10 protein-coding genes are annotated in these 12,446 nt (G+C 72.1%); 4 read left to right on the forward strand and 6 right to left on the reverse strand.

Going from position 1 to position 12,446, the window contains the following annotated elements; all coding sequences use genetic code 11:
• Positions 1-37 precede the first annotated feature (37 nt).
• The gene (locus ABZ939_RS03430) at positions 38-1,057 is read left to right on the forward strand and encodes an NADP-dependent oxidoreductase (RefSeq protein ID WP_361848564.1); all 1,020 of its coding nucleotides are present in this window, start codon (positions 38-40) and stop codon (positions 1,055-1,057) included.
• Positions 1,058-1,121: 64 nt separating this feature from the next.
• Positions 1,122-1,544: an organic hydroperoxide resistance protein gene (locus ABZ939_RS03435; RefSeq protein ID WP_361848567.1), complete on the forward strand. Its 423-nt coding sequence runs from the start codon at positions 1,122-1,124 to the stop codon at positions 1,542-1,544.
• Between the two features lie 86 nt (positions 1,545-1,630).
• Here the strand turns inward: ABZ939_RS03435 and ABZ939_RS03440 are convergent, their stop codons facing one another.
• Complete coding sequence (locus ABZ939_RS03440) at positions 1,631-4,135, reverse strand: M14 family zinc carboxypeptidase (RefSeq protein ID WP_361848570.1); 2,505 nt, start codon at positions 4,133-4,135, stop codon at positions 1,631-1,633.
• 100 nt (positions 4,136-4,235) lie between these two features.
• Here ABZ939_RS03440 and ABZ939_RS03445 point away from each other — a divergent pair, with 100 nt between their 5' ends.
• Positions 4,236-5,033, forward strand: coding sequence for an EI24 domain-containing protein (locus ABZ939_RS03445; protein ID WP_361848573.1), 798 nt, complete (start codon positions 4,236-4,238; stop codon positions 5,031-5,033).
• Between the two features lie 67 nt (positions 5,034-5,100).
• On the opposite strand, the gene ABZ939_RS03450 is transcribed toward ABZ939_RS03445, so the two are convergent.
• The 3 genes from ABZ939_RS03450 to ABZ939_RS03460 all read right to left on the reverse strand — a co-directional run bounded on the left by ABZ939_RS03450 (position 5,101) and on the right by ABZ939_RS03460 (position 7,792).
• A complete protein-coding gene (locus tag ABZ939_RS03450; protein ID WP_361849113.1) occupies positions 5,101-5,826 on the reverse strand; it encodes a carbon-nitrogen hydrolase family protein in 726 nt (241 codons plus the stop codon).
• Positions 5,827-5,896: 70 nt separating this feature from the next.
• Positions 5,897-7,084 (reverse strand): pyroglutamyl peptidase, encoded by a 1,188-nt coding sequence (locus ABZ939_RS03455; RefSeq protein WP_361849116.1) that lies wholly within the window; start codon positions 7,082-7,084, stop codon positions 5,897-5,899.
• A gap of 129 nt (positions 7,085-7,213) precedes the next feature.
• Positions 7,214-7,792 (reverse strand): TetR family transcriptional regulator, encoded by a 579-nt coding sequence (locus tag ABZ939_RS03460; RefSeq protein WP_361848576.1) that lies wholly within the window; start codon positions 7,790-7,792, stop codon positions 7,214-7,216.
• Positions 7,793-7,944: 152 nt separating this feature from the next.
• On the opposite strand from ABZ939_RS03460, the gene ABZ939_RS03465 reads away from it, so the two are divergent.
• Positions 7,945-10,413, forward strand: a complete 2,469-nt coding sequence (locus ABZ939_RS03465) for a glycoside hydrolase family 3 C-terminal domain-containing protein (RefSeq protein ID WP_361848579.1) — start codon at positions 7,945-7,947, stop codon at positions 10,411-10,413.
• Between the two features lie 47 nt (positions 10,414-10,460).
• On the opposite strand, the gene ABZ939_RS03470 is transcribed toward ABZ939_RS03465, so the two are convergent.
• The gene (locus tag ABZ939_RS03470) at positions 10,461-11,390 is read right to left on the reverse strand and encodes an aldose epimerase family protein (RefSeq protein ID WP_361848582.1); all 930 of its coding nucleotides are present in this window, start codon (positions 11,388-11,390) and stop codon (positions 10,461-10,463) included.
• Between the two features lie 11 nt (positions 11,391-11,401).
• The gene (locus tag ABZ939_RS03475; protein ID WP_361848585.1) at positions 11,402-12,301 is read right to left on the reverse strand and encodes an SGNH/GDSL hydrolase family protein; all 900 of its coding nucleotides are present in this window, start codon (positions 12,299-12,301) and stop codon (positions 11,402-11,404) included.
• Positions 12,302-12,446 lie beyond the last annotated feature (145 nt).

Genomic DNA, 12,446 nt, shown 5'->3' on the forward strand with positions numbered 1-12,446 from the left:
GTAGTGAAGTAATTTTCTGTTCCAGGAGGCTGTACCGATGTCCGTACTTCCCACGTCCAGCCGTGAGTGGCACCTCGTCGCCCGTCCGCACGGCTGGCCCACCCCGGCGGACTTCGCGCTCCGTGAGACCCCCGTCACCGAGCCCGCCGAGGGCCGGATCCTGGTCAGGAACCTGCACTTCTCCGTCGACCCGTACATGCGCGGCCGGATGAACGACGTGAAGTCGTACATACCGCCGTTCAAGCTCGACCACCCCATGGACGGCGGCGCGGTCGGCGAGGTCGTCGCCTCCAACGCGGAGGGCTTCGCCGTCGGCGACCACGTCCTGCACGGCCTCGGCTGGCGCGAGTACGCCGACGTGCCCGCCCAGCACGCCACCAAGGTCGACCCGGAGCTGGCCCCCCTCTCCAGCTACCTCGGCGTCCTCGGCATGACCGGCCTCACCGCCTACGCCGGTCTCTTCGAGACCGCGTCCTTCAAGGAGGGCGACGCCGTCTTCGTCTCCGGCGCGGCCGGCGCCGTCGGCAGCCAGGTCGGCCAGATGGCGAAGCTCAAGGGCGCCTCCCGGGTCATCGGCTCGGCCGGCTCCGACGAGAAGGTCAAGCTCCTCGTCGAGGAGTACGGCTTCGACGCCGCCTTCAACTACAAGAACGGCCCGGTCAAGGACCAGCTCCGCGAGGCCGCCCCGGACGGCATCGACGTCTACTTCGACAACGTCGGCGGGGACCACCTCGAGGCCGCGATCTCCTCGCTCAACGTGCACGGCCGCGCCACCATCTGCGGCATGATCGCGCAGTACAACGACACCGAGCCGGTGGCGGGACCGCGCAACATGGCCATGATCATCGGCAAGCGGCTGCGCCTCCAGGGCGTCCTCGTCGGCGACCACTACGGCCTGCAGCCGCAGTTCGTCCAGGAGGTCGGCGGCTGGCTGCGCTCCGGCGAGCTGAAGTACAACGAGACCCGTGTCGAGGGCATCGAGAACGGCGTGGACGCCTTCCTCGGCGTGCTCCGCGGCGACAACACCGGAAAGATGATCGTTTCGGTGACCGGCTAGTCTTCCCCTCAGCCGTCGCGATCGTGGGCGCGAGTCGCGGCGAACGAGGTAAAGGATCAGCCAGATGTCCATACAGCAGTCCGACGTCCTGTACACCGCCGTCGCCACCGCCGAGAACGGGCGTGACGGCCGTGTCGCCACCGACGACGGTCAGCTCGACGTCGTCGTCAACCCGCCGAAGGCCATGGGCGGGTCCGGCGCCGGCACCAACCCCGAGCAGCTCTTCGCCGCCGGTTACAGCGCCTGCTTCCAGGGTGCGCTGGGCGTCGTGGCCCGCAACGAGAAGGCCGACATCTCGGGCTCGACGGTCACCGCCGAGGTCGGCATCGGCAAGAACGACGACGGCTTCGGCATCATCGTCAAGATCTCGGCGACCATCCCGAACGTGGACGTCGAGACCGCGAAGAGCCTGATCGAGAAGGCCCACCAGGTCTGCCCGTACTCCAAGGCGACCCGCGGCAACATCACGGTCGAACTGGCCGTCTGATCGCACCGCTGAGTTCGCGCGGCCGAGTTTGCGCGTACGCTTGATGAGGGCCGCACCCCGACCGACCGGGGTGCGGCCCTCTCATGTCACCGCACCAGCAGAGCCCGGCCGACCTGCGCGAACACACCCTTCGGGTGATCACGGAAGAGCGGCTCCGTGCCGAACAGGACCACCGGCGCACCGTGCGCCGCCGTCCCGCTGATCACCGAAGCCCGTCCGGCCGCGTCCGCCGGACCGCCCCGGCCGTCCGCATCGGGCCGCCAGTGCCCGGAGACGAGCGGATCGGCCGCCGCGTACGACTGCTCGGTCCGCACCCCCGCCCCCAGCGCCGTGAACCACAGCGGCGAGTAGACGAAGGTGTGCCCGGGCGCTCCGCCGGTGATCGCACCGCCCGCGTTGCGGACCGTCACCACACCGTTCGCGTCCCCGTTGCCCGCCACGGCCGTGGCCGGGAGCAGCCCCGCCGCCGCGTTGAACGCGGCGCCCGCCGAACCGGCACCCACCACACCCACACCGCTCGCCCGCAGCGCCTCCCGCGCGGCCGGGGTGAGCTCCCCGTACTCCAGGCCCCGCGACACGAACAGGACCCGCGCCGCCGACCAGTCGAAGCCCGCGTTCAGGATCTCCGTCGAGACCGGTACGACCTCGAAGCCCATCTCGCGCAGCGCGAACAGCTCACCGGCCGACACCGAGGCCGCGACCCTGGTCCGCTCCAGCGGCGCCGTGCCCCGCTCCTTCGTGGCCCGGAACACCACTCCGTACCGGTCCGCGAGCGTGCGCGCGGCGCCACGTGCCGAGGAGGGCACCACCGCCGATCCTTCGGCCGTCCGGCGCACCTTCACCCCCTGCGCGAGCAGCGCGTTGACCGCGGCCAGCTCCTTCGGATCGTCGAGCCGCAGCAGCAGGTCCCCGAAGGGCGCGACCGACCCCGTGGGGGCCGCGGCATGGACCGTACGCACCACGCGGGGCACCGGACCGTGCTCGACCTTCCGCACCGTCGCGCCCCACAGCAGTCCGAGGCTCCAGCCCGAGATGTCGTACATCGTCGACACGTCCGCGCTGATGTCCCGCCCCTCCGCCAGGATCACGTTCGCCATCCCGCGCTTGGGCTGGCGCATGTCCACGACGTACGAGCCGTCGGCGGTCTGCCCGACCCGCACGTCATTGGCGAGCAGATGGTCCACGAGCCGTCCCGCCGCCACCGCCGACCTCTGGCCGCGCCCCGCCGGAATGACGTACGCGCGCGGGAAGGCGGTCGTGTAGACGTCCTCCGGGCCGATCCCCGGCACCCCCGGCACGGTCTCCTCGGACACCGGCCGCTGCGCCTCGCCCGCCGCGCCCCGCCGGAACGTCTCGATCTGGTCGGCGAGCACCGACGCGCGATGCGTGTCCGTGTGCTCGAGCGTGGCACGCATCGCCGCGCCCGCGATGTCGACGTTGATCGCCGCCCGGCGGCGCAGCTCCGCCTCCGGCAGCGTGTCGTACTCCTCGTTGTTCACCGTCATCGGGAACTCGATGGTGTGCGCCGCCACCGCGCCCTGGAAGGGCATGTACTGCGGGGTGAAGATCGGCGGCCAGTCGTCCCAGCCCTCCTTCTCGTCGCGGAAGGGGATCACCGCCGGCCGGACCCCGTCGTTCCCCGGCGTGTAGCCGAGACCGTTGACGGCCTTCTCCATGCCCAGCGCGTTGGCGTAGGAGTTCTTCAGGAAGAGGTCGTACTCGTAGTTCTCGCCGTGCGGCGGGGTGGTCGGCTCGATCAGCGTGCCGTTGACGTACCCGTGCAGATCCAGCATCACGGCCGGCTGCTTGTCGATGGCGATCCGCCGGATCGCGCGCGCCTCGGGCTGCGAGGCCGTGATGAAGTCCCGGTTGAGGTCGAAGCCGTTGCCGTTGGCGCGGGTGCCGGCGATCCGGCCGTCCGGGTTGGCGGTCACGTTCAGATACACCCGGGTCCGCGCGAGCAGCCCGGCGGTCTTGCGGTCGGTGGCGGTGGCCAGCTCCTCGATGAGCTCCAGGGCCGCGTCCGTGCCCTCCCACTCGTTGCCGTGGATGTTGTTGTTGATGAAGACCGGCGTCTTGTACGCGGCCTTGATGCGGGTGTCCTTGGCGGCGGCGGCCGGTGCGTTCTCGATCCGCTCGCGCATTCGCTCCTGCTCGCGGGCCTCCCGGGCGCTCTCCGGGGCGGTGACGGTGACCAGATACAGCTCGTGCCCGCCGGCCGACCGTCCGGCGACCTCGACACTGACCCGGTCGCCGAGCTTCTGCAGCGCGTTGAGACGCGGGGCGAGGGAGTGGTACGGAGCGAGGCCGAGCTTGATCGACCTGTCGGCCGGGTCGGCGGGCGGGACGGTGAGCGTCGTACGCCGTGGATAGCCGCCATCCCTGCGCAGCGGGGTGTCGGCCTGGGGGAGGGAGCGCGTGGATAACGTACGCGGGGGCGCGGCCGAGGTGTCCCGCCCGCCCCCTTCGCGGACGGGACCGGGCTCGTGCGCCCGGCCGGGCGCGGCGCTCGCGGGCAGCGCGGTGAGGACCAGCGCTCCGAGGAGCGCGCCACAGGCGGTGGTGATCAGGACGGGTCCGGGTCTCGCCATACGTACGCAACCTCCGTAAGTGATCAGTACGCAGGGGTCTACCCTGTCGTGCCCCGGACAACAAGAGGGCCTTTCACGGGGGCCCGATAGGGTGATCCCCATGCGTGATTTCGGGGCCGGTCTCGGCTATCTGCTACAGGGTCAGAAGTGGGTGGGCCGGCACGGCCGGTGGTTCGGCTTCGGGCTGCTGCCCGGTCTCGTGACCCTCGTGCTGTACGTCGGTGCGCTCGTCGGCCTCGGCTACGGGGCGGACGACCTGACGGCCTGGGCCACCCCGTTCGCCGACGACTGGACCTCCCCCTGGCAGGGGCTGTTCCGCGGCACGCTGACCGCCCTCGTGTTCGTCTTCGGGCTCTTCCTCGCGGTCATCACCTTCACCGCCGTGACGCTGCTGGTCGGCCAGCCCTTCTACGAGTCGCTGTCCGAGCAGGTCGACCGCACCGAGGGCGGCGAGGTCCCCGAGTCGGGCCTGCCGCTCTGGCGCGAGCTGTGGATCTCGGCCCGCGACAGCCTCAAGGTCGTCCTGCGGGTGGCGTTCTACGGCGTGCTGCTCTTCGCCTGCGGCTTCATCCCCGTCGTCGGCCAGACCGTCGTCCCGGTGCTCGGCTTCTGCGTCTCCGGCTTCTTCCTCGCCGAGGAGCTGACGGCCGTCGCCCTCCAGCGCCGCCGCGTCGAACTGAAGGAGCGTCTGCGGATGCTGCGCGGCCGCCGGATGCTGACCCTGGGCTTCGGCGTCCCGCTGACCCTGGCGTTCCTGGTGCCGTTCGTGGCCGTGTTCCTGATGCCGGGCGCGGTCGCGGGCGCGACGCTGATGGCCAGGGAGCTGACCGGGGAGGACCGGACCGACGAGGACGAGGACCCCGCCGCCCCGGTACCCGTCACCGGCAAGACGCTCTGACCGAACGCCGTGCGGGGGCATCAGCCCGCCCTCGCCCGGCCCGCGCCCCCGCCTTGCCCTCTTCCGCTCAGCCCACCTCGGCGAGCACGTGACCCGGCTCGACCGGGCCCGCGTCGGCGATCCGCTCGCCGTCCGGGCCCCATGCCCCCGCGCCGCCGCCGCCCACGCCGTCCTCGTTCGGTCCGAGAGCGTTGCCGAGCACCACGTACAGGCCGAAGTCCCGGGCCCGTACCGGATAGACCTTCTCGAACGAGTCGTTGTCGGCGGCCAGCACCGAACTCGCCAGATAGACCGTGCAACCGTCGGCGGCGGCCCGCTCCGCGAGCTCCGGGAAACGGTTGTCGTAGCAGGTGGCCGTCGCGAACCGTACGCCGTCGAGGGCGAAGCGGCCGTCGGCGGTGCCCGGCGCGAAGACCTCCGCCTCGATGCCGTACAGATGCTGCTTGTCGTAGCGGGTGAGGAGCGAGCCGTCCGGGCCGATCACCAGCGAGGTGACCCCGGGCCGACCGTCCGCCGCCGAGCGCACCGGCCCGTTGACGACGGCCGCCGCGCCGGCCGTGCGGCAGGCCTCCCGGATCGGCTCGAGACGCTCGTCGTCCTCGGAGAGCACGAGAGCGGGGGTGTCCTGGATCAGGCTTGGCTCGTACCCGGTCAGGCAGAGCTCGGCGAAGACGACCAGCCGGGCGCCGTCGCCCCCGGCGGTCCGGATCAGCCCGGCGATCGTACGGACATTGGCCTCGATGTCCCCGGCGACCGGGGCGAACTGCGTTGCGGCGATGATCACGGCGCCCATCATCTCCCGTCGGCCCGTAAGGGGCAATACCCGTGCGTGGGTATTATTCGATCCCGGTCGGGGGAGTCCCTCAGGCCGATGCCGCCACCCCGATGATCGCCCGGACCTGGGCGATGATGTCCAGCCGGTTGCGTACGAACTCCGGGTCCGTGACCGCGCCCGTCGCCGGGTCCGTGTTGCCGGCGCCGAACTGCAGGACCGGGGTGTGGACATGGCCGCCGGGCAGGTCCGGAAGGCCGAGCCGGTCGCGCAGCAGCGTCGCCCGATAGGCGATCTCGTTGGAGAGGTAGTTCCCGCCGCCACCCGAACGGGCCGTGGAGCCCGGCGTCGGCCCGTCCGGGCGGGCCACGGGAGCGCTTTCCCCGGCCGGTATCTCGGTCACCGCCGTGTTGTCGTACACCGGGAAGCGCCCGGTGCTCGCCGCGACGATCGCGCGGTACGGGAGGGTGGTCGCCGTCCACTGGGGCTGGGTGGCCGGGTCGACCACCGGGACGGTCTCCGTGCGCGAGAGGTTCTCGTTGTCGGGGAAGCCGCCCCGCCAGGCCCCGTTGAAGCGTTCGATGTCGAAACGGCCGACCCGGCCCTGGCTGACCGTGGTGAAGAGGTCCACCTCCGGCAGCCGGTCCCGCAGGGTCCGCTCGACGGTGCCCTCGGCGAAGTCCTGCCAGCGGACGGGGAAGACGGCCGTCTCGATCCGGGCGGGGCTCCCGTCCGCCGTGAGGATCCAGGTGCCGTCCAGGGCGAGCGCGGTCGCCCCGGAGGGGTTGCTGATGCGGACGTCCCGGTCGAGCGTGAACGGGTCGAATCCGGTCAGCAGGATCCGCTTCACGCCCTTGCCGGCCGGATACCGGATCGAGTCCTGGCCGCGCGAGGAGCGTTCCAGCCGGTCGAGCAGTCGGGCCCGTCCCGTCGAGTCGAGCGCGAACTCCGGCTGCCAGGAGCGCAGTTCGCGGGTCATGCCGAGCCGCGCCCAGTACAGCGGGCGATCGTCGTCCCGGCTCAGGTCGCCCCGTACGCGTCGCCCCTGCGCCCGGTCGACCGCGTCCCGCCAGAGCCGCGACCCGCGCCGTACGACCGCGCGCTCGGCCTCCTCGTACGACCCGGCGGCGGCGAGGGCGCGGGCGAACTCCGGTGCCACGGAGTCGAATCCACCGCGCCGCAGGATCTCCTGCGGTGCGGCGCGGTCGAGTCGGGCCTCCTCGACCGTGCCGGCGGTCGTGCCCACCTCGGCCGACGCCGGCGGTGTCGCCAGCGTCAGGGAGGCGGTGATCAGCGCGAGACCGAGCGAGGCGGAACGTATCCGGGACAGCACAGAGGGGCCCTCCGTCGGGTCGGGAACCGGCCCGCGCAGTATCCCGCCCCACCCGTAACTCCCGCTACGGTGCCCTCACTTGTCGCCGGCGTCGCTCCCGTACAGCAGCCGGAGGAAGTCGCGGAACGCCGCCGGCATGTCGACCGCGTCCGGGTCCAGCAGCCATTGGTACTGCAGGCCGTCCATCACCGCCGTGATCAGGGGCGCCGCCCGCTCCGGGGTCAGGCCGCCCGGCAGGTGCTCGCCGAACTCCATCCGGAGGACCGTCGCCATCGAGTCGCGGACCTGGGCGTACCGCTCGGTGAAGAACTCCCGCGCCGGGTGGCCGTCGGTCACGCTCTCGCCGAGCAGGGCGGAGAAGGTCTGCACGATCCCCGGCCGCATCGCGTTGTACTCGACGAGGGAGTCGAGCAGGTCCAGCCGCCAGCCCTCCCGGCCCCGCCCCCCGCTCGTGTCCCACTTGTCGCGCTCCTGGAGGACAGCGACGAGCAGCGCCTCCTTGGTGGGGAAGTAATGCAGCAGCCCCTGCTGGGTGAGCCCGACCCGCTCGGCGACGGAGCCGAGCGATGCGCCCCGGTATCCGCGTTCGGCGATCACCTCGAGGGCCGCGCGCAGGATGTCCGCGCGCCGCTCCTCGCTCCTGGCCCGCACCATCGCCGTGGCCCCCTTCCGCGTTCCTGTCGACGGTCCCTTGTCGAGAAGGACCGTACGTCATGGAGATAGTAACGAAGCAATAACGTAACCTACCGATCTACAGGTAGCCGAGTCACCATGGCGCCGACAGCACTTCAACGAGGAGGTACGCCGTGGCAGAGACCAGCGCGGAGACGAGCGCGGAGACCGGCGCGGAGGCCGTCCGCGAGCAGGCCGTCGAGGCGGCGCTCGGCAAGCTCGACCTGGACGCCAAGACCCGGCTCCTCGCGGGCCAGGACATGTGGTCGCTCCCGGCCCTGCCCGAGATCGGTCTGAAGTCCCTGGTCATGTCCGACGGCCCGATCGGTGTCCGGGGCGTCCGCTGGACCGCCGACGACCCCTCCATCGCCCTGCCCTCCCCGACCGCGCTCGCCGCCGCCTGGGACCCGTCCCTCGCCCGCCGCGCCGGCCGGCTCCTCGCCCAGGAGGCCCGCCGCAAGAGCGTCCACGTCCTCCTCGCGCCCACCGTCAACCTGCACCGCTCGCCGCTCGGCGGCCGCCACTTCGAGGCGTACAGCGAGGACCCCTACCTCACCGGCGAGATCGGCACCGGCTACGTCCAGGGCGTCCAGGACGGCGGCGTCGGCACCACGGTCAAGCACTTCGTCGCCAACGACGCCGAGACCGACCGCTTCACCGTCGACAACAAGGTCGCCGCGCGCCCGCTGCGCGAGCTCTACCTCGCGCCCTTCGAGGCCATCGTCAAGAACGCCCACCCCTGGGGCATCATGACCGCCTACAACCAGGTCAACGGCGTGACCATGACCGAGCACCACCACCTCGTCAACGAGGTCCTGCGCGGCGAATGGGGCTTCGACGGCTACAACGTCTCCGACTGGATGGCCGCCCGCTCCACGAAGGGCGACATCGAGGGCGGCCTCGACGTCGCCATGCCCGGCCCGCAGACCGTCTACGGCGAGGCACTCGCCGCCGCAGTCCGCGCCGGCGAGGTCGCGGAGTCCACGGTCGACACGGCCGTACAGAACGTGCTGCGCCTCGCCGCCCGCGTCGGCGCCCTCGAAGGCGCCCCGCCGGTCGTCACCGAGGCCCCCGCCACCATCGACGGCGACGCCCTGGCCCGCGAGATAGCCCACCGCGGCGTCGTCCTCGTACGGAACGAAGGCGACGCGCTGCCCCTCAAGGGCCGTACCGTCGCGCTCTCCGGCGCCGCCGCCCGCGACGCCCGGGTCCTCGGCGGCGGCTCCGCCCAGGTCTTCCCCGACCACACCGTCTCCCCGCTCGACGGCCTCACCGCCGCCCTGCCCGAAGGCGCCCTCACGTTCACCGTCGGCGCCGACCCGAGCGACGAACTCGCCCCCGCCGGTTCCGTCTCGTCGGGCTTCACCCTCCGCGCGGTCTGCCGCGACGCCGACGGCACCGTCCTCGGCGAAGGCACCCTGCCCAACGGCCAGGTCCAGTGGATCGGCGACGACCTCCCGGCCGGCGTCACCCACGAGACGCTTGCCTCCATCGAGGTCGTCGGCACCTTCACCCCGCGCGAGTCCGGCGAACACTCCTTCGGCACCCGCGGCCTCGGCGCCTTCACCCTCGGCATCGCGGGTGAGACCGTCTTCGACGGCGTCCAGGCGATGGGCCCGGAGACCGACCCCTTCGAGGCGTTCTTCGGGGCGCCCGTCGAGCGCGCCAAGGTCTCCCTCACCGCGGGCGAGACCGTCGAGGTGTCGCTGTTCCACCCGCTGGACAAGGAGTTCGCGGCCCCCCTTCCGGCCGTCATGTTCTCCTTCGTCCACCTCGGTCCGCGCCGTGACCCCGACGAACTGATCGCCGAAGCAGTCGAGGCCGCCCGCGCCGCCGACACCGCCGTCGTGGTCGTCGCCACCACGGAGCGCGTCGAGTCCGAGGGCTTCGACCGCAAGGACCTCGCCCTGCCCGGTCGCCAGGACGAACTCGTACGGGCCGTGGCCGCCGCCAACCCGAACACGGTCGTCGTCGTCAACGCCGGCTCCCCGGTCGAGATGCCCTGGCGCGAGGACGTCGCCGCCATCCTGCTCAGCTGGTTCCCCGGCCAGGAGGGCGGCGCCGCGCTCGCCGACGTCCTCACCGGCGCCGCCGAGCCCGGCGGCCGGCTCCCCACCACCTGGCCCGTCGCCCTCGCCGACGTCCCCGTCACCGAGGTCACCCCCACCGACGGGGAACTCGCCTACACCGAGGGCGTGTTCATCGGCTACCGCGCATGGGACAAGGCCGGCGCCACACCCGCGTACGCCTTCGGCCACGGCCTCGGCTACACCACCTGGTCGTACGACTCCCTGGAGGTCACCCCGGCGGCGGCGAAGGTCCGGATCACCAACACCGGTACCCGCACCGGCCGCGAGGTCGTCCAGATCTACCTCGCCCCGCAGTCGGACGGCGTCGAGCGCCCGGCGCGCTGGCTGGCCGGCTTCGGGTCGGTGGAGGCGGGTGCCGGCGAGTCCGTCGAGATCGAGATCCCGCTGCCGCGCCGCGCCTTCGAGATCTGGGACGAGGAGAAGAACGACTGGGCCTTCGTCCCCGGTACGTACGAGGTCAGGGCCGCGCACTCGCTCACCGACGCGCGCCTCACGGCCACGCTGGAGGTCTGACCCTCATGACCGGCCCCGGGGAGGGACCTGACACCCGCCCCGGGGCTTCAGCGCGTACCGAATCCGTAGACGGTCCTCGACTCGTACACCGCGCCGGGCCGCAGCACCGTGGACGGGAACTCCGGGCGGTTCGGCGAGTCGGGAAAGGCCTGCGTCTCAAGCGCGACCCCGCCCAGCTCCGGGTTCGCGTACACCTGCAGTCCGGGTTCGGTGGTCCCCACGGTCACCGTCCGCCCGGTCTCCGGCGCGTACAGCTCGGCGGCCGGACCCTCGCCGTCCAGCACGAAGTTGTGGTCGAGGAAGACATCCAGCGGGCGCCGGACCCGGAAGTCCAGCTCCGTGTCCGCGACCTCGGCGAACGCTCCGGTGGGGATGCCCGTCCCGTCGGTCGGCGTCCAGCGCGAGGCCGCCACCCGCAGCTCGGGCCGCCCGCCGCCGAGATTCCAGTACGAGTGGTTCGTCAGCGCCACCACCGTCGGCGCGTCGGTCTCCGCCCGGTAGGCGATCCGCAGCGCGCCGTCCGTCGGCAGCCGGTACGTCACCGAGACCTTCAGGCGGCCCGGGAAGCCCTCCTCGCCGTCCGGGCTGACCCGGGACAGCCGTACCCCGGACGTGACCTCCTCCGCGTCCCACACCCGCTTGTCGAAGCCGCGCTCCCCGCCGTGCAGACAGTTCGGCCCGCCGTTGCGTGCCAGCTGGTACGTCGTCCCGTCCAAGGCGAAGGACCCGCCCGCGATCCGGTTGGCGTAACGCCCCACCAGAGCACCGAAGTACGGCTCCGGACGCTTCAGGTACCCCTCCAGATCGGGGAATCCGAGGACCACGTCACCCGGGACACCGTCCCGGTCCGGCGTCTCCACCGACTGCACGATGCCGCCGTACGTCAGCACCCGCACCCGCACCGAGCCCCGCTGGAGGGTCCAGCGCGTGACGTCCGCCCCGTCGACCGAACCGAAGGGCTCACTCGTGATCCTCATGATCCGGAACCCTACGCGGGCGGCTCCGGAGCCGTCACCTGCCGATGGGCGATCTCCGCGAGCCGCGCCTGCCCGTCCTTGCTCGGGTGGAACCAGTCCCACGGGCTGAGCTGCCTGCCGTCGAACCGGAAGCCGAACACCGCACCGCCGTCGTACCGGCAGCGCAGATCCTTCGCGCAGACCTCCTTCAGGACCGCGTTGTACGCCACCACCCGGTCCCGCACCAGCGTCCTGCGCCGTTCGGCCGGCGCGCTCAGATCCTCCGCGTCTGCGAGCATCGAGGCGCAGATCCCCAGCTTCCAGACCTGGCGGCCCATCGGGTTCTCCCTGCCCTGCGACCAGAGCCGCTTCAGGTCCGGCACGCTCGACACGTACACCTGCGCCTTCGGCGCCGCCGCCCGCAGCCGGGCCAGCGCCGTCGCGAAGTCCGCGCGGAACTCCTCGACCGGTGTCATCAGCTCGGTCCGGTCCCGGCAGGCGTCGTTCGCGCCCATCATCACCGTCACCAGCTCGGGCTTCTCGGCGGCGGCCCGCGCCATCTGCTCCGGGAGCTCCGCCATCCGTGCCCCGGTCCGCGCCAGGTTCCAGCTGCGCTCCGCCACCCCGTCCGCGCCGATCAGCCGCAGCGCCAGGCTGTTCACCCCGGTGTCCGTGCCGGTCGCCCAGGAGACCTCGGGGCAGTCCGCCAGGACCGAGCAGGCGTCGAAGGCACGGGTGATGGAGTCGCCGACGGCCGCGACGGACGCGGGGGAGCGGTCCCAGACGGGTGTGGGCTTCGGTGTCGGTCTGGGCTTCGGCGGGGCGGTCGCCGCGGAGCCGGCCGTCTCACACCCCGTCAGGGTGCCCGCGCACAGCATCAGCGCCGCCGCCGCGGCGGCGACGGTGGTACGCAAACGTCGACTGCCGCGCATCCCTCGGCCCCTCCTCCGGCGTCCGTTCGGCGTCCTGGCGAGTGAAAGCTTGGTGTCCACCCACCCCCGGACCGACCGTACGTCACCCCAAGGGCGGTGCGGCACGGTAGCTTTTCCCCCGTCGAACCAGAGGCACCTTTGCCAA

It is taken from the genome of Streptomyces sp. NPDC046712 (assembly GCF_040645695.1).
GTDB lineage: Bacteria > Actinomycetota > Actinomycetes > Streptomycetales > Streptomycetaceae > Streptomyces.

What these genes read in the sequence shown, in the direction of transcription:
- ABZ939_RS03430 (WP_361848564.1), top strand. Translation starts at nt 38, where the DNA reads ATGTCCGTACTTCCCACGTCCAGCCGTGAGTGGCACCTCGTCGCCCGT.
- ABZ939_RS03435 (WP_361848567.1), top strand. Translation starts at nt 1,122, where the DNA reads ATGTCCATACAGCAGTCCGACGTCCTGTACACCGCCGTCGCCACCGCC.
- ABZ939_RS03440 (WP_361848570.1), bottom strand. Translation starts at nt 4,135, where the DNA reads ATGGCGAGACCCGGACCCGTCCTGATCACCACCGCCTGTGGCGCGCTC.
- ABZ939_RS03445 (WP_361848573.1), top strand. Translation starts at nt 4,236, where the DNA reads ATGCGTGATTTCGGGGCCGGTCTCGGCTATCTGCTACAGGGTCAGAAG.
- ABZ939_RS03450 (WP_361849113.1), bottom strand. Translation starts at nt 5,826, where the DNA reads ATGGGCGCCGTGATCATCGCCGCAACGCAGTTCGCCCCGGTCGCCGGG.
- ABZ939_RS03460 (WP_361848576.1), bottom strand. Translation starts at nt 7,792, where the DNA reads ATGGTGCGGGCCAGGAGCGAGGAGCGGCGCGCGGACATCCTGCGCGCG.
- ABZ939_RS03470 (WP_361848582.1), bottom strand. Translation starts at nt 11,390, where the DNA reads ATGAGGATCACGAGTGAGCCCTTCGGTTCGGTCGACGGGGCGGACGTC.
- ABZ939_RS03475 (WP_361848585.1), bottom strand. Translation starts at nt 12,301, where the DNA reads ATGCGCGGCAGTCGACGTTTGCGTACCACCGTCGCCGCCGCGGCGGCG.